We start from the raw sequence: 24,253 nt of genomic DNA on the forward strand, positions 1-24,253 counted from the left end.
TTATGGAAGTTATACATCTAAGTGTTGAGTGTTTTCCTATTGCAAAGGTTGGTGGACTAGCTGATGTCGTCGGTGCGCTACCTAAATACCAACGCGTGTTAGGGATTGATGCAAAAGTAGTTATTCCTTGGTTCGATCGTCCTTTTGTAAAAGAGCATGAATTCGAAATTGTAGCTACTGGCTCATTTTTTCAAGGATCTGAAGAGTTACAGTATGAAATTCATAAAGAAAAAAATGACATATTGGGGTTCCCTCTTTTTCTGATTAAAATACCCGGAAAACTAGATAGGGAAGAGGTTTATTGTTATCCGGATGAAGCAGAGCAATGGATCGCTTTTCAGCATGCGTTTCTACATTGGATACAAAATAATGGTATACATCCATCTGTTATTCATTGTCATGATCATCATGTGGGATTGATTCCATTTTTATTACAATATGGTGCTGTTTTTAGAGACTTGGCAGATATCAAAACTGTATTTACAGTGCATAATGGCCAATATCAAGGTTGGATGAGTTGGAGTAAAGGGATATTGCTACCACCTTTTGATACGTGGAAGTGGGGCTTGTTGGATTGGGATGGATTAATTAATCCACTTGCGACGGCTATTAAGTGTAGTGATATATATACCACTGTATCTGAAGGGTATTTGAATGAACTCTTCATAGAGGCCAACGGATTGCAGGGATTGTTTAATACGGAATCTGCTAAAGGTTATGGAATTGTGAACGGAATAGATACAGCATATTGGAATCCTCAGCTAGATACATTAATCGAGAAGAAATACAATAAAATAACTGTCCTTAAAGGTAAAGAAGAGAATAAGCGAATTTTGTGCGAAAAATATAATCTTTCTAGTAATTTACCTCTACTTTCTTTTATTGGTCGATTTGCTAAGGAAAAAGGTGCTGACTTGTTGGCTGAAATTTTTATAAAATTATTTTCTGTTCGGGATAATATATGTGTATTCATATTAGGATCTGGTGATAGAGAAATTCAAGATGAGCTTACCGATCTAGCGCTGAAATTTGAAGGAAAATTGAGTTTGTTCTTTGGTTATGATGAGGAGCTTGCGCATCAGGTGTATGCAGCATCGGATATGTTGCTCATGCCATCAAGGGTAGAACCGTGTGGGTTAAATCAACTTTATGCCTTAAAATATGGCACTATTCCAATAGTACGTGCCATAGGAGGACTTAGGGATACCGTTATAGATATCGAAAATGAAGGGTATGGATTTGTTTTTGAAAAGCTGAATACAGATGATGCCGTAAAAGCAATTGAACGATCGCTTGATATTTATTTCGATGTGAAAACATGGAAAGGTATTCGAAGAAAAGCAATGCAGCTTGATTTTTCATGGGATAGATCTGCTCAAAAATATGTAGAATTATATAATCAATTACTTAAATAGCTATGGCACAACATAAAGTAGTATCGATAGTATTAGGAGGCGGGAGAGGTACGCGTCTTTATCCGCTCACGGATCAAAGATCAAAACCCGCAGTTCCAATTGCTGGAAAATATCGTTTGGTAGATATTCCCATTTCTAATTGTCTTAATTCAGGGTATAATAAGATCTTTGTTTTAACACAGTATAATTCGGCCTCGCTAAATAAGCATATTAAGAACTCTTATAATTTCAGTATTTTTAGTAAGGGATTTGTTGATATTTTGGCGGCAGAACAAACAAATGATGGAGATAGATGGTTTGAGGGTACGGCAGATGCTGTGCGCAGAACGCAAAAGAATCTGATCAATGTAGATTATGATTATGTATTGATCTTATCCGGGGATCAGCTGTACCAAATGGATTATTCGGACTTAGTGGATTTTCATGTTCAAAATGGAGGTGAGATTACCATTGCGACAATTCCGGTCATGGCGAAGGAAGCGTCGAGTTTTGGAATTTTGAAATCTAATGAGTCGAATGAAGTTATTTCTTTTATTGAAAAGCCTGCTAAGGATTTGCTGCCTGATTGGGCTTCTGACGTTCCCTCTGATTTAGAAAGACAAGGACGTAATTATCTTGCCTCTATGGGAATTTATGTTTTTTCAAAAGGTGTTATGCGAAGATTGCTGTCTGAGAACCCTGGTATGGATTTCGGTAAAGAGATTATCCCAGAGGCTATCGGAAATTGTAAGGTGTTAAGCTACCAGTTTGATAGCTATTGGACTGATATTGGTACTATATCTTCGTTTTTTGAAGCGAATATTGGGCTGACAGATGATATTCCATCTTTTAATTTGTTTGGAGAAACGGTATTCACGCGAGCACGTATGCTTCCTCCTTCCAAAATTTCGGGTTCTACCTTGAATAGTGCTATAATAGCTGATGGTTGTATCTTAATGGCCGATAAGATAGAGCGTTCTGTGATTGGGATTCGATCACGTGTAGGCAAAGGATCCGTCATTAAATACACGTATATGATGGGAACTGATTATTACGAAGATTTGAACGAAATTGTGGAGCTTAGTAATTCGCAGCAACCTCCTCCCATTGGAGTAGGGGAACGTTGTTATATTGAAACCGCTATTTTGGATAAAAATTGTCGTATTGGTAATGATGTGCGGATTAAAGGAGGGAAACATCTAGGCGATGGTGATTTTGAACATTATACGGTGGTGGAAGGAATCGTAGTCGTGAAGAAAAATGCAGTCATCCCTAATGGTACAAGTATCGGTTGCTAATCCGAATTTTAATAGTCGTGGTAAGTGAAACGGTTAAATGTAAAAAAGAAGGTGTCCAAAAAGGGAGGTCACTGAAAAAGCCTTAACATTTTAATGAGTCTTAAAGAAATGACTGAGTATGGGTCTAACCTATCTCGGTCATTTTTATTTTAAGTATTTTCAGAAGTTCGTTTTTTTAATGTCCCTGATAGAATTTTAAGTGACCAATAGCGACTATTTGGGTTTTTAGTGTCCAATCGTGGTTATTTTCGAGGTAATAGTCCTCCTTTTTAGATCAATTTCAGGATTCTTTTTAAGTTTACAGTAAAGATTGCCATTGCACCTTGCATTTGTATATTCTGGATGCCGTATGAGTCTGCTCTTCCATAACCATGAACATTCTTGAGCTCACTATTCTTTGCTTCAATTTTATATCTTTCCTTAGATTTGTTTCGATAATATTCTGATTCTTGGAAAGCCATCTGTTCTTTGTGACGTTCAGATTTTATGGAGACCGAATAGCTCTTGGTTTTAGAACCTGGCTTGTAACAGCCTTCTCTTAGTGGGCATCCCTTACATTTCTCAACATCAAAGTAATACGTCTCAGTTTGATTTGTAGCTTGGCCCTTTTTCCCTTGACGAGCTTTCCTGATTGCCAAATGTCCTGCTGGACAGACAAACATCCCTGCGTCTTTATTATAGTGAAACAGATTTCCTTCTTTCCTGCATCCTTGGCTGACTGCCGGATTCAATTTAGCTACGATATCAATATTCTGCTCTTTTGCCAACTGAAGGTTGTCTTTTCCAGAATATGCAGCATCACCTATGATCGTGTCCACTTCCATTCCATTCTGTTGGCTGATCTCCAATAAACGCGGCAGCTCCGGACCGTTGCCTTTTTCGCCCGTCGTAACGACCGCTGCCGTGATAATGCGCTCCCCGGTCATCGCCAGATGTGTTTTGTAGCCAAAGAAACTACTGTCTACGGATTTATAGCCAAGCCTGGCCTCATCATCTTTGGAAACCAGGTAGTATTCTTTCGTGTCCTCAAGGGTTTCCTTTAAAAGGTTCAGCTTTTCTTTTACAGCCGGTATTTCACTGATAGCCTGATCCTGCTCAAGGACCCTCTGTAATTCCTTACAACAGGTAAGCTCTTGATCGAGATCGTTGGATTCGTTGTTTTGGGGCAGATTCTCCCTGTATTCCCCATCAATCTGATAGATCACTTTTCTTAATAGCTTGGAACGTTCCTTAAGAACTTCCAATGCTGTATAGGGGTTCGATCTGGAATGGGTATGGGTGGCATCTACGATGATGGACTTTGATTTAATAATTCCTTTCTCCAAAGCAATTGATACGGTATTGTTGATCAACAGGTTCAAAAGATCCATGTCCTTTAACCTCAGCTTGCGGAACTTGGTGAGGGAACTGGAATTGATCACATCCTCCTCGGGGGTCATTTCAAGAAAGTATTTAAACGACATATCATATCTGGAACGCTCAACAACATCTACATCCGAAACGGTATAGATGGTCTTTAACAGAAGGTACTTGAACATCTTGATGGGGCTCTCCGCAGTACGACCATTAGTGCTGCAATACTTCTCCAAAAGCTCGTCATAGATAAAACTGAAATCGATAAGATCGTTGATTTTTCGAAGTAGATTGTCTTTTGGAACAATGATATCGTACAATCCTGAACAGGAACTGAATTGTATTTTTTGTTGAGTAGAAAGCATCCTGAAGTCCGTTAAAGCCGACTTTAAGATACGAAAAAAGGAACAGAAAACTATTGCTCTCTACTCCTTTTCTTCACTTTTTCTAAAAGGACACTTTTTCAGTGACCTCGATTAATCTAGCCCTTTTATATTGAATTATTACATTGTTTTATGCTAATTTGGCTAAAGCTTCTTTTATTCTTCTCAGGGCTTCTACCAAGCTCTCATCAGATGCCGCATAGGAAAGACGGATATAGTTGTTGTTTCCAAACGAATCTCCACCTACTGTAGCTACATGTCCGAAGTTTAGCAAGTATAAAGCCAGATCAGCTGAATTTTTAATTTCACTACCGTCTGGATCTTTTTTACCAAAGAATGAACTGATTTCAGGGAAGAAATAGAAAGCACCTTCTGGTAAGTTCGTTTTTACTCCCGGAATATCATTAAGTAATTCGTAAACCAACTTACGACGGCGTAAAAATGCTTCTTTCATCTTGTTTACACTTTCTAGCCCTTGTTCGTAAGCTACAATTCCTGCACGTTGCGCGATAGAGCATGTACCTGAGGTTGTTTGTCCCTGCAGTTTGTCATTAGCTGCTGCTATTTCTTTATTTGCTGCGATATACCCCAAACGCCATCCTGTCATTGCGAATGCCTTTGAAAAGCCGTTTACGATGATAACACGATCTTTGATACTGTCAAATTGTGCTATAGACTCGTGTTGGTCAACAAAGTTGATATGTTCATATATCTCATCCGAAAGAATGAAAATATTAGGATATTTTTCAAATACGGCAACCAAGGCAGCTAACTCATCTTTGCTATATACAGATCCGGTCGGATTACAAGGTGAAGAAAACATGAAAAGCTTGGTGTTCGGTGTGATAGCAACTTCTAACTGTGCTGGAGTGATTTTGAAATTACTTTCAATATCAGTATCGATGAAAACGGACTTTCCTTCTGCTAAAGTGACCATTTCGGAGTAAGAGACCCAGTATGGGGTAGGAATGATTACTTCCTCTCCCGGATTTATGAGTGTTAATATTACGTTGGACAATGATTGTTTAGCGCCTGTAGAAACGACAATTTGTGAAATGTCGTAGTCGAGGCCATTTTCAGTTTTTAGTTTATTGACGATTGCTTGACGCAAATCGGGGTAACCGGGTACAGGCGAGTAACGTGTATAATTATCGTCTAATGCTTTCTTCGCGGCATCTTTTACGTGTGTCGGTGTGTTAAAATCTGGTTCACCAACACTAAGACTGATGATGTTGATACCTTTTGCAGCCAATTCACGACCTAATTTGGTCATTTTTAAAGTCGCTGACTCGGATAGATTGTTAATCCTATTTGATAAAAATGATGTTGTGCTCATGGTAGTGCAAATATATTATATAACCTTCATTTTTAGTGCTAAAATTTTGATAAATTGTGAAAAAATATGACGATTTATATATGAAAATGAAATTTGATAGTTTTATAGTTGCTTTGTTGATTGCGATAGGTTTAGCTTATTTTTTTCCTCAAGCGGTTTTATTTCAAGAAGGACAGTTATTGGAGGTAACAACGACAGTAGGGGTGTCCCTCATCTTTTTTTTCTATGGTTTGAAATTAAGTATCACAGATGTAAAGTGTGGGTTAAAGAATTGGAAGCTTCATGTCGTTGTCCAATTGGCAACTTTTGTAATGTTCCCCTTACTGGTATTGCCTTTCAAACCTTTTGTCGTTGATGTTGTACAAGAAAATTTTTGGCTTTCATTTTTCTTTTTAGCAGCACTACCCTCTACGGTTTCGTCGTCCGTAGTGATGGTTTCTATTGCTAAAGGTAATGTGCCAGCGGCCATTTTTAATGCCAGTATTTCGGGGTTAATCGGCGTGATCGTTACACCGCTATGGATGAGTTTATTTTTAGATTTTTATACGGAAAATGTATTTGGTGACGTGTACTGGGGATTGATACGTGAAATCATCATTCCGGTAATTTTAGGTTTACTACTAAAACGTTATTTGGGGGCATGGGCATCTAAATATAGCATGAGATTAGCACAGTTTGATAAGACGGTCATTCTTCTAATCGTCTACAGTAGTTTTGCGGACTCGTTTAACTCTGGTGTATTCCGTACGATAAGCACGTCTTATTTGATTTATGTTTTTATCGCTGTTATTGTTCTATTCGTACTGATTTATGGGGTGTTATATGTGTTGACGAAATATGTGTTGAAATTCGCTGTTCAGGATCAGGTAACTGCAATCTTTTGTGGGGCTAAGAAGTCGTTGACCCACGGTAGTGTTTTTGGTAAATTTTTGTTTCTCAATAATCCAAGTGCGGGTCTTTATTTTTTACCTCTGATGATTTACCATGCTTTTCAGATCTTTCTCGTGACTATTATAGCTCAACGTTATCACGGTAGAAAAGGGGCTGACTAAAAAGGGTTAAATGTTATATTTTTTGTTATCCTGACGATAGGAACTACGAAGCAATCATTCATGCAGTTCAATACGAGTGTGAATGAATAAGGATCTAAAAACCGTATTGTTAATCAGTTGTTTAGGTTGTGTCTGATGAGCCCTTCGGGATTCTTCAGTAAGCCTCAGAATGACAACTTATACAGTTTAATCTTGCTTTTAGAAAGCCCTTTTTAGAGTTCTTTACGAAGTCGGGCAACTGGGATATTCATAGCTTCTCGGTATTTTGCGACAGTACGGCGGGCAATGGTATAGCCCTTTTCTTTAAGGATGTCGGTTAATTTTTCATCTGCCAATGGTTTGCGTTTGTCTTCGTTGGCTATACATTCTTCCAGAATCTTTTTTACTTCTTTATTTGAGACCTCTTCTCCCGAGTCAGTTTGAATAGCTTCTGAGAAAAATGATTTCAGTAAGAATGTTCCAAATTCAGTTTGTACATATTTGGAATTGGCTACACGGGATACGGTGGAAATATCCATTTCGATCTTGTCTGCGATGTCTTTTAAAATCATCGGCTTAAGCATGCGGTCATCACCAGTTAGGAAATAGTCGTACTGATATTCCATAATGGCATTCATTGTTTTTAATAGGGTTTGTTGACGTTGCTTGATCGCATCAATAAACCATTTTGCTGAATCCAATTTTTGTTTTACAAATTGAACAGCTTCTTTCATTTTCTTATCCGATTTCTCTGTTTTTTCGTAGTGTTCAAATATATCTTGATAAGATCGCGAAACGCGCAGTTCGGGGGCATTACGACCGTTCAGTGTCAAATGTAATATACCATCATTATTCACGATATGGAAATCAGGGATTACATGTAGCTGTTTTCCGGTTACAATCCCTGAATCTCCCGGCTTCGGATTCAATTTCAAAATTTCATTGACTATTTCTTTCAGCTCTTCGGAAGTTACACCTAGCTGCTTCTCTATTTTGTCGTAATGTTTCTTGATAAATTCATCCAAATAATTTTCGACAACTTGAATCGCTTTTTTTACGATCGAATTGTTTTGATCTTTTTTTCGAAGTTGAATAAGGAGACATTCTTGTAAATCTCTGGCTCCAATACCAGAAGGTTCAAATTCCTGAATGATTGCCAGCATTTCTTCTACTTCTTTTTCGTCCGTCACGACATTCTGAGAAAAAGCGAGATCGTCTATCAGCGATGGAATAGGTCGTCTTAAGTATCCGTCATCATCTAGGCTACCTATGATTTGGTTTCCGACAAGATATTCTTTGTCGGATAAAGCGAGTAAGTCCAGCTGATTCTGTAGTTTTTCGAAAAATGAATCTTGTATAGCGATGGGGATCTCCTTGCGATCGTCCTCATCATCGTTGGAATAATTACTTCCGTAATCATTAAAATCATCTTCTTGTATATATTCTTCTACACTAAATTCTTCATCAAATGAATCATCACTGCTTTCGAAATTTTCATCCGGATCTTTGTCCGGATATTCCTCAATAGGATCATTCATATTTGCCAAACTGCCATCCTCCAATGCCGGATTTTCTTCCAGTTCTTCTTTTATTCTGGTATCTAACGAAGCTGTAGGAACCTGCAACAATTTTATAAACTGTATTTGTTGAGGTGATAATTTTTGTAATAATTTTTGTTGTAATGTTTGTTTTAACATGCTTAAGTTAATTACAAATGTAAATTTAGTTAATAATATTGAGATAATTTAAATTTAGGATAGTGAGAAGATGTGTTTAATAGCGTAAATAAGTATTTTAAGAAGTAATGAGGTGATTTTTACCCATTAATATCATTTGTTAAAATTCGTTAATTTTTCTATTCGCCAATATCAATTAATCCTTTAATATGTAGTTTTTTCAAACATTTTATTCATATTTACCACATGTTTACACGAGTAAAAAACAAGTCCCTTCGCTACCTTCTTATTGCTGTCTATAGCATCATATTATTTACGTGCGCTGTTCAACTCAATTTTTTAGGCCTTTTTGGGTACACCCCTACCAAAAAAGATATAGTTATGCCTACCTTAAATGTGGCTTCTGAAGTGTACACGGTAGATTCCGTGTTGATTGGCCGTTATTTTGAAGAAGATAGGGATCCGGTACCCTATGATAGTATTGCTCCTTCAGTTTTGGAGGCGCTGATTGCGACAGAAGATATTAGATTCTATAAACATAATGGTATTGATTTTTTGGGATTAATTTCAGGAGCGGTTTCAACTTTGAAAGGAGATCCCCGTGGGGCTAGTACAATTACGCAGCAGCTTGCAAAAAACTTATACCGTACGCGTTACGCCCATTCACAAGGGTATTTAAGCAGAATCCCTGGGATTAGTATTCTCGTCACTAAATATAAAGAGTGGATGACTGCCTATAAGCTGGAACAAAAATATTCGAAGAATGAAATCATTACGATGTATTTGAATACTGTTTCGTTTAGTAACAATGCATACGGGGTCAAGTCTGCATCTCTTCGGTATTTCAATAAGTTGCCAAGTGCGCTTCAGGTTAATGAGAGTGCATTGTTGATCGGCATGTTGAAGGGTACAACCATTTATAATCCGACTCGTAATCCTAAAAATGCACTTCAAAGGAGAAATGTTGTGTTGAGTCAGATGCAAAAAGCAAATTTTATTTCTTCTGCCGAAGTCGCACATCTTAGTCAGGATTCGTTAAAACTAAACTTAAATTATCAAGATAATAGGGACGCAAGCGATTCTTACTTACGTGCAGCTGTGGAACGGTGGTTGGATAAATGGAGTCAAGACAATGAAATAGATATTTACAAGGCAGGACTCAAAATATATACTACTATTGATTCAAGGATGCAGAAAATCGCTGAAGATGTAGTGGCGAAACAGATGAAAGAGCTGCAGCGTAGACTGGAAAATACTTGGCGTAATCAAGAGCCTTGGCGCGATAAGTCAGGAGAAGTGTTGCCTGATTTTTTAGAAAACCATGCACGTAAGCTTCCAATATATAAGGAATTGATGGAGAAATATCATAATGAGGATTCTGTCTTTTCCATTCTGGAGCAGAAAAAGAAAATGAAAGTATTCACTTGGAATGGTATGGAAGAAGTAAATTATTCTACTATGGATTCTTTAAGACATTATATCGTGATGCTGAATACGGGTATGATGGCAATGGATCCGTATAATGGTGAAATAAAAGTCTGGATAGGTGGCATTAACCATTCTTTCTACAAATATGACCATGTCAACCAATCTAAACGTCAGGCGGGATCCACATTTAAACCTTTTGCTTATCTGGCGGCGTTAGAATCTGGAATGACACCTTGTGATAAATATGTCGATCAACCCATTAAAATTGATTTTGTTAATTTAAAAGGAGAACCTGAGGTTTGGGAACCGAAGAATGCGGATTGGACATTTTCCCATCAAAATATGTCATTACGATGGGCGATGGCCAGATCGCTTAATTCTATCACTGCACAGATCACGCAAGATGTGGGATGGGATAAAGTAGTGGAAGTAGCGCACCAATGTGGAATAGAAAGTAAATTGGAACCTGTTCCTTCTGTAGGATTAGGGTCTAATGACGTATCGGTATTCGAAATGGTACGTGCATATAGTACATTTATGAATGCGGGTAAAAAAACGGAGCCGATCTTGGTTTCTAAAATTGTTGATATGGAGGGGCATACAATAGCGGAGTTTAAAGCAGATCAAAAGCAAGTAGTAGATCCTGAGAATGCCTGGTTGATGACATATATGCTTAGAGGAACAATAGAAGAGCCAGGAGGTACATCGCAAGCACTCTGGGAGTGGGATCTATTTCGTAATAATAACGAAATTGGTGGTAAGACAGGGACTTCTTCAGACTATGTCGATGGCTGGTATATGGGAGTGACTAAGGATTTAGTAACGGGCGTATGGGTGGGGTGTGATGAGCAGAGCATACATTTTAAAAATTCGCAAACTGGAGAAGGTTCTAAAACGGCATTGCCAATTTATGCGGCGTTTATGGAAGAAATATATAAAAATCCAGGATTTGGTGTGACCTTTGGGAAATTTCCGGAAGCAAAAGTAGAGATCAAAAAAGAATATAGGTGTCCTAGTCCTCGAATTCCTGTGCAACAAGATACAGTAAGTGCAGAACGCGATTCAGTAGGGGATGCTGATGTTAATATGTTGCCCACTTTACCGCAGATAAGACCAAGTTTGCCCCAAAGTTTCAGTTCAAATGCGGATTCGGATGAAAATATTTAGATATTGATATAATAAGGGGAAGGAATTTATTATTTTTAGGCATTATGCTAACAATTATGAAAAAGAATTTAACCATCACGATTAGCCGCTTTTTTGTAGCATTTTTAATGTTAATGGTAGTCATACCAGCTTCTGCACAATATTTTGGGCAGAATAAAATGCGCTATAAAAAGCTGAATTTTAAAGTTTACGATACACCGCACTTTAATATGTATTATTATTTAGATAATGATACATTGGTTAGGTGGCTGGCCAAAGAGAGCGAAGTATGGTACGAATTGCATCAGCAGGTATTCCAAGATACATTCTCGCGGAAGAATCCATTGATTGTTTATAACAATCATCCGGAATTTCAACAGACTACAGCTATTTCTGGAGAGATAGGTGTCGGAACCGGTGGGGTGACAGAGGCGTTTAAACAAAGAGTGGTAATGCCTATTATGCAGATTAATCAGCAGACCAGACACGTTTTGGGACACGAATTGGTACATGCTTTTCAATATCGGGTGTTGATGGAAGGGACAGATTCTACTCGTTTGGAAAGTATTGGTAATATTCCATTGTGGATGATAGAAGGTATGGCCGAATACTTTTCTATTGGTAAGAAAGATGCCTTTACTTCGATGTGGATGCGTGATGCTTATGCCAATAAAGATATTCCATCACTTAAGCAGATGACGGAGCAGTCGTATAATTATTTTCCGTATCGATACGGACAGGCATTTTGGGCATATATCGGATCTACCTATGGAGATACCGTAATTATGCCTTTATTTATCGAAACGGCAAAATATGGATATGAAAATGCTATTCGTCGTGTATTTGGTTATGATGCGCAGACGATTTCTACTTTATGGAAGAATAGTATGGAAAGTACATATCGTAATCTGAATAAAGATACTACTTCGAATCCGATCGGTATGAATCTGATAAATAGTATAAATGGAGGTCGGATGAATGTTTCTCCTACAATTTCTCCCGATGGGAGATATGTTGTTTACCTTTCGGAACAGGATCTCTTTAGTATCGATCTGTTTTTGGCGGATGCCAATACGGGGAAAACGATACGAAAGTTGGGGAGTAAATTGACAAATAGTGATATCGATGAATTTAGTTTTTTGGAATCAGCAGGAACATTTTCTCCGGATTCTAAGCAGTTTGCTTTTAGTGTTTTTAGCGATGGCAAAAATAAATTGATGTCTGTAGATGTACAAACCGGAAAGGTTGTATTTGTCGAACCCATGGCTGATATCGTAGAGTTTACAAATATTACCTGGTCGCCTGATGGAGATAAAGTGGCTTTCTCGGGTTTAAGGAATGGCCATAGTGACATCTATATTTATAACCTGAAGACGAAGGAACTTAATCAACTCACAAATGATCTTTACTCTGATTTTCAACCCAGTTTTTCTCGTGACGGTAAATATATCGTATTCAGTACAGATCGGGTTGCTTTGCAGTCGGATTCCCGTTCAGTGGATATTCCGATGAATTTGGCTATAATTGATGTTGTCAGCAAAGAAATTCGGAATATTGAAGTATTTCCTGGGGCAAATAATTTGAACCCACATTTCTCGTCAAATGATCAGGAAATCTATTTTCTTTCTAATGGAGATGGTTTTAGGAATATGTACCGTTACCTTATTCATTCGAATACTGTAGAAAAATTAACGGATTATTTTACGGGTATAAGCGGCATTACAGAATATTCTCCTGCCATGAGTATCTCTGCTAACGACGAAATCGTATATTCTTATTTTAAAAAGAATCAATATACCGTTTACAAAGCAAAAAGTACGGATTTTCAAGCTCAGGTCGTAGATGGCAATGTAACGGATTTTAATGCAGCGATGCTTCCGCCAAATGTAAATCGAGGAATAAATGTTGTCAATACCAATTTGCAAAATTTTAATGTGTTTCAGCGGATTGATGATTCGCAAATAAATAATATAGCCTATCAACCAAAGTTTAAATTAGATTATCTAGCAAATAGCGGTGTAGGTATGTCTGTCGGATCTCGCTATGGTGCAGGTATTGCGAGTGGTATACAGGGGATGTTCTCTGATATTTTAGGGTATAACCAGATTTTTGCTGCACTTAATATCAATGGAGAGATTTATGATTTTGGAGGGCAGTTGGCATATATTAACCAACGTAGCCGTTGGAATTGGGGGGGATCCCTTTCGCATATTCCTTATCGGTATGGTTTCAATAGATATGAAATGGAAGATTTTGGGACAGGTATTGGTGATGAGTTTTCGATCAATACCTATATGATCCGTCAATTTCAAACACAGTTTGACGCATTTGTGGCGTATCCATTCAATAGGCATCATCGGTTTGAACTGGGCGGAGCTGTTGCGCAATATAGTTACAGAATTGAAAAGTGGCGTCAGAGTTATTTTGGTCGTTATGGAGATCGTGAAAAGTTATCTAACGAGGAAGCACAAAACTTAGGTTTTGGTAATTTTGAATCTGCCTTTTTACAACAAACAAGTGCAGGATTTGTAGGCGATAATGCGGTTTTTGGTATAGCAGCACCGTTGCAGGGATTTAGGTATCGGCTGGAATATGGTCGTATATTCGGAGATTATAATTTTTCAACAATAAATGTTGATGTTCGTAAATATCAACGTTTTAAACCGGTTACACTTGCGGCCCGCATATATTCATACATGCGTGCAGGAAAAGATGAGGATAAATTGTATGGAATGTACATTGGCTATCCATACTTGGTTAGAGGATTTGAAAATGGTGATTTCGATAGATCCGGCAAAATCAGTTGGTCTGATTTAATGGGCTCACGGATGGCTGTTGCTAATTTTGAAGTCCGTTTGCCTTTTACGGGGCCAGAAAAACTTGCCACCATAAAATCCGGATTTTTATTTTCCGATCTAAATTTCTTTGTAGACGCAGGATTAGCATGGAGTAAAGGGAACAAGGTGAAATGGAATAAGACAGATGCGGATCTAATCACAGAAACAGAAAATGGCCAAACTATTACTTATTATGATTCAAATGTAAGAATGCCGGTTTTCAGTACAGGAGTTTCACTACGCGTAAATTTATTTGGCGCAATGATTCTTGAACCGTATTATGCGATACCTCTTAACAAGGCAAGATCAAAATTTGGTACATTCGGACTAAACTTTGCGCCAGGGTGGTAGTCTAACCTTTGAGTTTGCACGTAAGATGATGCGTGTTGAGGTTGTTAAGGTCGTTGTTTAGGCTCAGGCATAAACAACGGCTTTTTTTATGAGAGCCGCTGATCTCTGGATGATATTTAACCAGTTTGGGTTATGTTTTCTAATAAGTCTTTCTTTTTGCATCCGTGTAAAGTGTTTAATTTCATCAACGCGTTTTTGTGCTGCTTCAAAAGAAGGGGATTCTTCACTATATACTATTCTGTTAAATTTAGGAGCAGTAGAAAATAAAGACCAGTCGGCTTGTTCAATTTCATGAAGTTTTAAGGATATATCCGTGCAGTATCCTACTTCTAGATACAGTCTATTGCTATCTGTTATCATGTAAATGCTGTATTTCTTCATGTTATTTACTAAATTATTTGGTTTTATATTTTTTCTTCACTAATTTTATTGGCACAATAATACTAATAATTTTAGTTTTTTAAAATATATTTAAAAAAATATTATGTCAAACATCGCTTCTAATCTTAAATATTTAAGAAAAAATAAAGGACTTACTCAACAGCAATTTGCTGATGCAATGGATATTAAGCGTGCTTCGGTGGGAGCATATGAAGAAGATAGAGCGGAACCTAAGTATGAGTTGCTAAAAAAAATAGCTGATTATTATGCGCTTTCGATGGATGAATTGGCTAATGATGTAATCGATGAAAAATGGAAGCCTACACCTAAAGGAAATGCCTCTAACTTACGCGTGCTGAGTATTACAGTGGATCAATCAGATCGGGAGAATATAGAACTCGTGCCTGTAAAAGCCAGTGCAGGGTATCTTAATGGATATGCAGATCCGGAGTATGTAAAGGAGTTGCCAAAATTCAATCTCCCTATGTTCAATCAGGGTACGTATAGAGCTTTTGAGATCAAAGGGGATTCCATGTTGCCATTGTCGTCAGGTAGTGTCATTATAGGTGAATATGTTGAGAATTGGAATGATATAAAGCCGGGACAGACATATATAGTGATCTCAAAAGATGAGGGTGTGGTGTATAAACGTATCGCTTTTAAATATAAAGAAGATAAAGGCCTTAAACTTGTTTCGGATAATAAAGTCTATGAATCGTATTGGGTTGGGCCTGCTGATATTTTGGAAATATGGAAAGCGAAAGCTTTTATATCGACCGAATTTCCGGAGCCTGTAGCAGAGCCTACGATGGAAACGTTAACCTCCATGATGGCTCAAATGCAGAAAACTATTAATTCAGTGGTAGATACGAAAAAATAATAATACGGATTTTTATTTCTATAAAATTTTTTATACCTTTGTAGTATCTGAAAGGAAGGGGGCATCGTATGCCCCCTTTTTTAATTCAATGATTAGAATATGCAAATTGAACAACGGGTAGAAGAATTAGTACTAGAAAAAATTGGAGATCGTGACGATTTATTTATCGTAAGTATCAAAATGCAGAGTAATGGGGTGTTAGCGATTTTGCTAGACGGGGATCAGGGGATTTCTATAGACGATTGTGTTAAAGTAAGCAGGCATGTTGGTTTTCATCTCGAAGAAGAAAATGCGATAGAAACTGCATACCGTTTAGAAGTTTCTTCTCCAGGTATTGATTCCCCACTTGTGTTGTTACGTCAGTATATAAAAAATATAGGACGTGATGTGCGATTGAAGCTAGAGGATGGAACTGCCAAAGAAGGTAAACTGATCGCTGTAGCAGAGCAAGAGCTTACAATTGAAGAAAAAGTAAAAGAAAAAGGAAAGAAAGCTGAAATAAAAGAAGCTGTATTTCCCTTAAGCCAAATAAAAGAAACAAAGGTTTTAATTTCATTTAAATAAAAATGAGCAGCAATATCAATTTGATTGACTCTTTTCAGGAGTTTAAAGAGTTCAAAAATATTGACCGTCCGACGGTAATCACAGTGCTTGAAGAAGTATTTCGTAGTATGATTCGTAAACGTTTTGGTACAGATGAAAACGTAGACGTTATTGTAAATCCAGATAATGGGGATTTGGAAATTTGGAGAACCCGTGTTGTAATGGAAGACGGATTTTCTGAAGACGACGATCTAGAAATCGAACTTGCAGAAGCGCATCAATACGATCCAGACTTAGAGGTAGGGGACGAATATATTGAGCAGATTACATTAGAAAGTTTTGGACGTCGTGCTATTTTAGCTGCTCGTCAGACATTAGTCTCTAAAGTATTGGAATTAGAAAAAGACGAAGTATTCAAAAAGTATAAGGATCGTGAAGGTGAATTAGTAATAGGGGAAGTATATCAAATCTGGAAAAAGGAAATTCTGGTATTGGACGAAGATGGTAATGAACTTATTCTTCCAAAAACAGAGCAAATTCCTGCCGATTATTTCAAAAAAGGAGATAGTATTCGTGCCGTAGTTTCTAAGGTAGATATGATGAATAGTAATCCTAAGATTATTATTTCACGTACTGCACCGGAATTCCTACAACGTTTATTTGAATTGGAAGTTCCTGAAATTTTCGATGGTTTGATTACCATTAAGAAAATTGTTCGCGAACCAGGAGAGCGTGCTAAAGTCGCAGTTGAATCGTATGATGATCGTATAGATCCGGTAGGTGCTTGTGTAGGTATGAAAGGATCTCGTATTCACGGTATCGTGCGCGAACTGCGGAATGAAAACATCGATGTAATCAATTTTACGACAAATCATTCGCTGTATATTACGCGTGCATTGAGTCCTGCTCGTATTTCTTCCATCAAAATTGATGAAGATGGTAAAGCTGCAGCAGTGTATTTAAAACCGGATCAGGTTTCTTTAGCAATCGGACGTGGTGGTCATAATATCAAATTGGCTGGAAAATTGACAGGATATGAGATTGATGTATATCGTGAAAACGATGAAATCGAGGAGGATGTGGATATCGAAGAATTCGCAGATGAAATCGATAGCTGGATCATCGATGAATTAAAACGAGTTGGATTGGATAGTGCAAAATCTGTTTTGACCCTGTCGCATGAGGAATTAGTTCGTCGTACGGATTTAGAAGAAGATACTATCCAAGAGATAGTTCGTATATTGCAGGCTGAGTTTGAATAACTATGTGCCTGCATCACCAAAAACAAAATGTAAATATTTGTTATTTGCGTGTAAAAAAAACATATTTTTGTAAAGACTAAAATTTTTAGAGGTTAATAATAGATGACAGAAGGTAAAAGTATAAACTTACTTAAAGCAGCAAAAGAACTTAATATAGGTATTGGGACTGCCGTAGAATATTTGGCAAAAAAGGGATTTGAGGTAGAGTCAAAACCTAACACTAAATTATCTTCGGATATGTACAATGTTCTTTTGCATGAATTCCGAGGTGATAAGATCGTTAAAGACGAGGCAAAGCAAATTGTCATTGGCAAAATTCGTCGCGATGAATCACCTTCAACAGGAGGGAATACACCTTCTCTGGATTCTAATGCCTCTGAGAACGAAGATACAAAAGAGGTTAAGGAAATCTTAATCAAGAATGTAAGTAACGCTACGCTTGAATCTCCAGCAAAATCCGAACCTAAGAAAGAAGAAGAAGCTGGAAATCATCTTAAAGTAGTAGGTAAAATTGATCTGGATAGCTTGAGTAGAGGTAAATCGAAAAAGAGAGAGGAAGAAATAGCTGATACAGCGAAAACTTCTCAGCCTGAAAGAGTTGAAGAAAAGAAAGAGGAGCCTAAGATTGTTGTAGAGGAATTGAAGAAAGAAGAACCGAAAGTGGAAATTCCTAAGGTTGAACAGCCTGTAGTAGAAACTCCAAAAGTTGAAACTCCTAACGTAGAAGTACCAAAAGTGGAAGCACCAAAAGTTGAACTGTCGAAAAAAGAGGAACCAAAACCGCTTCCGATAATAAAGCCAGAGGAGAAAAAAGAAGAGCCTAAGGTGGTTGTACCGGTTACTAAAACAGAGGCTCCGGTAAAACCGCAGGACGATGTAATTCGCGCTCGCTCAGAAAAATTAGAAGGACCAAAGGTTATTGGTAAGATTGTATTGCCTACTTTCAAACCTAAAGAAAAACCTGTTGCGTCTTCTTCTAATGCAAATAACGACAACAAACGTAAGCGTAAGCGTACAAATAAGCCGAATACACCGGTATCTCCAAATGACCAAAACAACCAGCAACAAGGTCAAGGTGGTCAAAATAGAGGTCCCGGAAGCAATACGAATGCACCAGGTGGAGGACAACGTCCTGATAATAGAAACCACAACAGACCTGGAGGTCCAGGTGGTAATCATCCTGGAAAAGGGAGACCAAATTTCCATAATAGAGGTAGGCAGGATGCTCCGAAGGAAGAATTGTCTGAAAAAGAAATCCAAGATCAAATCAAGGCAACACTTGCTCGTTTAAGTGGTGCGGGTAAATCGGGTAAATTTGCACAGCGTGCCAAATTGCGTCGTCAAAAGCGTGATGATATAGCTACTTCTGCGGAAGAAGCAGCATTGGAACAAGAAATGATGTCCAAAGTGTTAAAAGTAACGGAATTTGTTACGGCTAATGAATTGGCAAATCTAATGGACGTTCCAGTTACACAGGTAATAGGTACATGTATGAGCTTAGGAATGTTCGTATCTATTAACCAAAGGTTGGACGCAGAGACGTTGACTATTGTAGCCGATGAATTTGGATATAAAGTAGAGTTTATCAAGCCAGAGGATGAAGAAGTTGCCGAATTGGAAGTTCCGGATACGGAAGAAAACTTGACCCCTCGTGCACCAATTGTAACAGTAATGGGGCACGTTGACCATGGTAAGACTTCATTATTGGATTATATCCGTAAGGCAAATGTAACTGGAGGTGAAGCTGGTGGTATTACGCAACATATCGGTGCATATGCTGTTAAATTAGAAGATGATAGAAAGATTACATTCTTAGATACTCCTGGTCACGAAGCTTTTACAGCCATGCGTGCACGTGGTGCTAAGGTAACAGATATTGTTATTATTGTCATTGCAGCAGATGATGCCGTGATGCCTCAGACAAAAGAAGCCATTAACCACGCTCAGGCGGCTGGCGTACCTATTGTATTTGCATTTACGAAAGTGGATAAACCAGGCGCGAATGCGGATCGTGTACGTGAACAATTATCCGCAATGAATATCCTAGTGGAAGAGTGGGGGGGTAAATATCAGGCACAAGAGATTTCTGCTAAGACAGGTTTAAATGTTGAACTTTTATTAGAAAAAGTATTATTAGAAGCCGAATTGCTTGATCTTAAAGCGGATCCTACGAAACGTGCTGTAGGTTCAGTGATTGAAGCAGCTTTAGATAAAGGGCGTGGTATCGTTACTACGGTGTTAGTCCAAGGGGGTACACTTCGTGTTGGAGACCCTATATTAGCGGGTTCGCATTCCGGTAAGGTGAAAGCTTTGACTAATGAACGTGGCGAACGTGTGAAAGAAGCAGGACCGTCGCAGCCGGTACAGATTTTAGGTATGGCTGGTGCGCCGACCGCAGGCGATAAGATATATGTTATGGAGAGTGAGTCGGAAGCTCGTCAAATGGCAAATAAACGTCTTCAATTGCAACGTGAACAGGGTATGCGTGCAACGAAACATATTACCTTAGATGAAATTGGTCGTCGTTTGGCTATCGGTAACTTTAAGGAACTTAATATCATTGTTAAAGGTGATGTGGATGGTTCTATCGAAGCATTGTCTGATTCGTTATTGAAATTATCTACCGATGAAATTCAAGTGAATATCATTCACAAATCTGTGGGTGCTATTTCTGAATCCGATGTATTGCTAGCATCTGCATCAGATGCAATTATCATTGGTTTCCAGGTTCGTCCTTCACTAAGTGCACGTAAATTAGCCGAAGGTGAACAGATTGACATCCGTCTTTATTCCATCATTTATGATGCGATCGAAGAGATTAAATCCGCAATGGAAGGTATGTTGGCTCCGAAATTTGAAGAGAAAATCGTTGCTGAGGTTGAGATCCGCGAAACATTTAAGATCTCTAAAGTCGGTACAATTGCAGGTTGTATGGTATTGAGCGGTAAAATCAACCGTAACAATGATATCCGTATTATTCGTGAAGGTGTTGTAATTCATACCGGTAAATTAGCTTCATTAAAACGCTTTAAGGACGATGTTAAAGAGGTTTCTTTTGGATATGAATGTGGTCTGAATATTGATCGATACAATGATATTCAAGTAGGCGATATCGTGGAAGCATACGAACAAGTAGAAGTGAAACGTAAGTTGTAATAACTTTACATACAATAATATAATGAAATCCTGGCTATAGTGTCAGGATTTTTTATATCCCTAATATTTATTTGATTATTTTCTACGAAGGCTTTATCTTTAAAACATGCATAAGTTTAGAGTGTCTGAAATTATTCAACAGCCCAATCATAATATTACCATTCGTTTTGATGATATTAACAATACTTTTCCAACCTACAAAGCTGGTCAATTTTTGACCCTATCATTTTTGTTCGGGGATAGGGAAGTGCGCAGATCATATTCCTTTAGTAGCTCTCCAGCGTTAGATGAGAAGCCCGAAATCACGGTGAAACGTGTTGATAATGGTGAAATATCCCGTTTACTACATCATAAGACTAGAGTGGGCGATATTATCAATGTAATGGATCCGCAGGGATTATTTGTGTATGAACCTAAGGAAGATAGTTTAAGAACTATTTTTCTGTTTGCGGCTGGTGTAGGAATTACGCCTTTATACTCGATTCTGAAAACGGCATTAACGGCTGAAAAGAAGAGTAAAGTGGTATTGATATATAGTAATAGTGCACAACAAAATACAATTTTTTATGAGGAGTTGTTAGCTTGGCAAATGCAGTACCCAACGCGTTTGAAGATTGAATTTATCTGGTCCAATGTCAAAAATTTATTACGTGCTCGACTAAACAGAGATTATATTATTAATTTGGTAGAATCAAATCTTAGTGAAGGAGAGGAAGTAGTGTTCTATACCTGTGGTCCTGTTTTTTATATGGATCTATGTCGTTTTACCTTACTGGGGATGGGATTCCCTGATTATACAATAAAACGCGAAACTTTTCATTTTCCGGAAGAGGAGGAAGATGAAGATGAGAAAGAGGAGGAGCCAGTAGATAGAACAAGTTATGAGGTTAAATTGAAGTTTCATGGCCAAGAATATAATTTGATTATTCCGTATAATAAAACGATTCTCGATGTAGGCTTGGAACATAAAATTAAATTGCCTTACTCCTGCAAATCAGGTATGTGTAGCACGTGTATTTCTCAAGTTACGGAAGGTGAGGTGCGTATGGATTATAATGAGGTACTTACAGATCGGGAAGTGGAAAATGGGCGATGTTTGATCTGTACTTCACACCCTCTTTCAAATGGAACCACAATCGAAGTGATTTAATAACATAATACAGATAAAAAGTAATTATTATACAGATGAAAAATATAGTTTTATTGTTTTTCTTAACTCAGGGGATTTTATCCATAGCGTTAGGTCAGGATAAATATAGAATTACCTATCAATCTTTTCATAATGGACAGGTATCCAAGCAGGAGCCTATTGTGGTGTATGCAAGTACAGATTACTCAGCCATTACCAAAGGAAGCATATTATCCGGAGAGCAGAAATTTCCACATGAATATTATTTTGTAGATCAGCAGGCGAAGCTATTTTATAAAGAAACGTCATTATCCAAGGATAAAAAAATAGCAGCGGTAGATTCTAATGTCTTTCGTAAATATGTCTATAATCAGACTTCTGAGACCAAATTAATTATGGGGTACAGTGCACGAAAAGCTAGTCTATCCGTCAATTCAAATGCAATAGAGATATGGTATACCAACGAATTAAATGTTTATGGAGCTCCTAATGAAACAGGTCTTCCTCTTGGTCTGGTATTGGAATACACGCGCAATGGAAGCAACAGTTTGATTGCTACAAAAATCGAAAAAGTAGATGCATTTCCAAGTTCGATTAAACCGCCAGAAGTTCGAGATCTTTTGAACGAATTAACATATCGTGATATTCTTTGGAAGAGCCGCTTTATTCAAGTTCCGATTTTTAAAGATGAACTAATATCTTTCAATCCCGATCGGATTAAATCAGATTCTATATTACGCTTTGCTGAAGGCACGGTGATCGTAAAGAAAGTCAAAATTCCGGAAGTAGGAGAGAATAGTCAGGTGTTCATTGAATTGATCGAAAAATCAAATGGAGATGCTTACGATCGTACGGGATCCGTTTTTTTAATAGCAGAAGATCAGGAACTTACCTTTTTAGATGGGATGAAAAATGGGATGACGACGTTACCTCGTTATGATAATGGAGATGGTAATAATTATCTAGGGATGATCCGAACGGATAAATTTAGTCCGGTATATGAGTTGATGCGTTTTTTTACTCCGTTTGGCGTAAGCCACTTTAATGATAGGTTGACACTAAAAGGGAAGACTTGGCAGGATAGTGTTATCTATAGACAAGAAGTTTCCGAATTTTTGAAAGTGCTTTCGGGTAGAGAAGTCTATATTGGAACTTATATTGGAAATTACGATAAAGGAGGTCATAAAGTGAGTTTGGAACTTACTATTCATTCCGGCAATTCTTCGTATGCAAAAGGTAAGAGTAGCATTGCATTATTCAACACAACCAACGTGATGGAGATGGGAGGACAAACCTACGCCACTTTATTTGGTTTGGAAAAAGGACTGGAATTTACGTTTGATATTCCGAAAGATATTGAAAATGTACAGCTTAGATATATTACAACGGGACATGGCGGATGGGGGAATGGAGACGAATTTGTGCCTAAAGTAAATAGTATCTATCTCGATGGGCGGCTTTCATTTCAGTTTACGCCATGGCGATTAGATTGTGGTGGTTACCGACTTTACAATCCTGTGTCAGGTAATTTTGAGAATGGATTGTCTTCATCAGATTTAAGTCGTTCAAATTGGTGTCCTGGTACCGTTACCAACCCGATTTTCATCAACTTAGGAAATCTAAAAGCCGGTAAACATACCATTCGTATTCATATTCCACAAGGTCCCCGGGAAGGTAATAGCATGAGTTTTTGGAACGTGAGCGGTGCGTTGATTTATTAGGTTGTCCGTGTAGAAATCTCCTCTTATTCCAGGTGTCCTACAAAGAACAGTTTAGATGAGGTTGCACGTCCATTTGGGGTGCAGCCTAATTTACCCTTTGGTACTTCTAGTTTTATCTTTTCATAAAATTCTAACCAATAAACATCTGTCTTTTGTGTTGTCGGATTGATGAAAGTTATCGGCTCTTTAACAAACAGAGATTCTTCCTCTGATAAAGATAATTATAGATATTACAATAATAAACCATTTTTTGACGTTAAATAGGTAGTTGATATAACCAATTTAAAAGGAGGTCGTTATGAATCTGTTGTACAAGATAGAGCATTGGGGAGATACTCATCATCCTAGATGGCTTGATTATTTAAGAATTGCTCTTGGTGTTCTGATTTTTTCCAAGGGAATAAGTTTTATTTCAGATACAGATGCTGTAGCCAGATTAATTGCTCTCACTAATTTTCAACTATCGATATGGGGAGCAGTACATTATGTTGCTTTTATGCATTTGGTTGGAGGTATATTCATCGCTTTGGGATTGGTTACACGGTTAGCTGTATTGTTACAGATTCCTATTTTGATCGGAGCAGTATTCTTTGTTAATATAACTAATGGGTTTAGTTTTTTGAACTCTGAGTTTTGGTTGTCATTGGTTGTATTACTGCTATTGGTTTTGTTTTTGATTGTTGGTTCTGGAAAGTATTCTCTAGACCATGCGATGAGAAAACCAGGCTATTTACGCAAGATATAATGCTGAATATATTTTGGTAATGGGATTTGTTGTTTGTTAGCTTGCTAAACTATATTATTTAAAAGACTGATATAATTGTCGGGATGGCAGGATTTGAACCTACGACCTCCAGCACCCCATGCTGGCGCGATACCTGGCTACGCTACATCCCGATAATGCAAAAATATAATAAAAAGCAATAAATAAAAATAGATCAGTAAAAT

Annotated in this window: 16 protein-coding genes and 1 tRNA gene; 12 read left to right on the forward strand and 5 right to left on the reverse strand. The window is 37.7% G+C overall.

Annotated features, from left to right (window positions below; translation table 11 throughout):
• The first annotated feature begins 2 nt into the window (after positions 1-2).
• Positions 3-1,415, forward strand: coding sequence for a glycogen synthase (locus E4F24_RS13590; protein ID WP_140939653.1), 1,413 nt, complete (start codon positions 3-5; stop codon positions 1,413-1,415).
• 2 nt (positions 1,416-1,417) lie between these two features.
• Entirely contained in the window at positions 1,418-2,692 is a 1,275-nt protein-coding gene (locus tag E4F24_RS13595) for a glucose-1-phosphate adenylyltransferase (RefSeq protein WP_140939654.1), read from the forward strand.
• A gap of 269 nt (positions 2,693-2,961) precedes the next feature.
• Here the strand turns inward: E4F24_RS13595 and E4F24_RS13600 are convergent, their stop codons facing one another.
• Both E4F24_RS13600 and E4F24_RS13605 read right to left on the reverse strand, forming a co-directional pair.
• Entirely contained in the window at positions 2,962-4,410 is a 1,449-nt protein-coding gene (locus E4F24_RS13600) for an IS1182 family transposase (protein WP_140939655.1), read from the reverse strand.
• Positions 4,411-4,558: 148 nt separating this feature from the next.
• Positions 4,559-5,764, reverse strand: coding sequence for a pyridoxal phosphate-dependent aminotransferase (locus tag E4F24_RS13605; protein ID WP_235891232.1), 1,206 nt, complete (start codon positions 5,762-5,764; stop codon positions 4,559-4,561).
• Between the two features lie 80 nt (positions 5,765-5,844).
• Between E4F24_RS13605 and E4F24_RS13610 the strand changes: the two genes are divergently transcribed.
• Positions 5,845-6,816, forward strand: a complete 972-nt coding sequence (locus tag E4F24_RS13610) for a bile acid:sodium symporter family protein (RefSeq protein ID WP_140939656.1) — start codon at positions 5,845-5,847, stop codon at positions 6,814-6,816.
• 212 nt (positions 6,817-7,028) lie between these two features.
• Here E4F24_RS13610 and rpoN read toward each other — a convergent pair whose 3' ends face one another.
• On the reverse strand, positions 7,029-8,492 hold the full coding sequence (gene rpoN, locus E4F24_RS13615; protein ID WP_140939657.1) for an RNA polymerase factor sigma-54: 1,464 nt from the start codon (positions 8,490-8,492) through the stop codon (positions 7,029-7,031).
• Between the two features lie 225 nt (positions 8,493-8,717).
• Between rpoN and E4F24_RS13620 the strand changes: the two genes are divergently transcribed.
• The gene (locus tag E4F24_RS13620; protein WP_140939658.1) at positions 8,718-11,066 is read left to right on the forward strand and encodes a transglycosylase domain-containing protein; all 2,349 of its coding nucleotides are present in this window, start codon (positions 8,718-8,720) and stop codon (positions 11,064-11,066) included.
• A gap of 56 nt (positions 11,067-11,122) precedes the next feature.
• The gene (locus tag E4F24_RS13625) at positions 11,123-14,233 is read left to right on the forward strand and encodes a peptidase MA family metallohydrolase (RefSeq protein ID WP_317130750.1); all 3,111 of its coding nucleotides are present in this window, start codon (positions 11,123-11,125) and stop codon (positions 14,231-14,233) included.
• Positions 14,234-14,296: 63 nt separating this feature from the next.
• On the opposite strand, the gene E4F24_RS13630 is transcribed toward E4F24_RS13625, so the two are convergent.
• Positions 14,297-14,614 (reverse strand): GIY-YIG nuclease family protein, encoded by a 318-nt coding sequence (locus E4F24_RS13630; RefSeq protein WP_140939659.1) that lies wholly within the window; start codon positions 14,612-14,614, stop codon positions 14,297-14,299.
• A gap of 103 nt (positions 14,615-14,717) precedes the next feature.
• Here E4F24_RS13630 and E4F24_RS13635 point away from each other — a divergent pair, with 103 nt between their 5' ends.
• From E4F24_RS13635 to E4F24_RS13665, 7 genes are all read left to right on the forward strand, one after another.
• Complete coding sequence (locus E4F24_RS13635) at positions 14,718-15,494, forward strand: XRE family transcriptional regulator (RefSeq protein ID WP_140939660.1); 777 nt, start codon at positions 14,718-14,720, stop codon at positions 15,492-15,494.
• A gap of 99 nt (positions 15,495-15,593) precedes the next feature.
• A complete protein-coding gene (gene rimP, locus E4F24_RS13640) occupies positions 15,594-16,058 on the forward strand; it encodes a ribosome assembly cofactor RimP (RefSeq protein WP_140939661.1) in 465 nt (154 codons plus the stop codon).
• Positions 16,059-16,060: 2 nt separating this feature from the next.
• Positions 16,061-17,299, forward strand: coding sequence for a transcription termination factor NusA (gene nusA / locus E4F24_RS13645; protein WP_140939662.1), 1,239 nt, complete (start codon positions 16,061-16,063; stop codon positions 17,297-17,299).
• Positions 17,300-17,401: 102 nt separating this feature from the next.
• Entirely contained in the window at positions 17,402-20,455 is a 3,054-nt protein-coding gene (gene infB, locus E4F24_RS13650) for a translation initiation factor IF-2 (protein WP_140939663.1), read from the forward strand.
• Between the two features lie 106 nt (positions 20,456-20,561).
• Positions 20,562-21,605, forward strand: a complete 1,044-nt coding sequence (locus E4F24_RS13655; RefSeq protein WP_140939664.1) for a ferredoxin--NADP reductase — start codon at positions 20,562-20,564, stop codon at positions 21,603-21,605.
• A gap of 35 nt (positions 21,606-21,640) precedes the next feature.
• Complete coding sequence (locus E4F24_RS13660; RefSeq protein WP_140939665.1) at positions 21,641-23,305, forward strand: PNGase F N-terminal domain-containing protein; 1,665 nt, start codon at positions 21,641-21,643, stop codon at positions 23,303-23,305.
• 298 nt (positions 23,306-23,603) lie between these two features.
• A complete protein-coding gene (locus E4F24_RS13665; protein ID WP_140939666.1) occupies positions 23,604-24,050 on the forward strand; it encodes a DoxX family protein in 447 nt (148 codons plus the stop codon).
• Between the two features lie 78 nt (positions 24,051-24,128).
• Here the strand turns inward: E4F24_RS13665 and E4F24_RS13670 are convergent.
• Positions 24,129-24,202, reverse strand: a tRNA-Pro gene (locus tag E4F24_RS13670).
• Positions 24,203-24,253 lie beyond the last annotated feature (51 nt).

Source organism: Sphingobacterium lumbrici, from assembly GCF_006476045.1.
Classification (GTDB): Bacteria; Bacteroidota; Bacteroidia; order Sphingobacteriales; family Sphingobacteriaceae; genus Sphingobacterium; species Sphingobacterium lumbrici.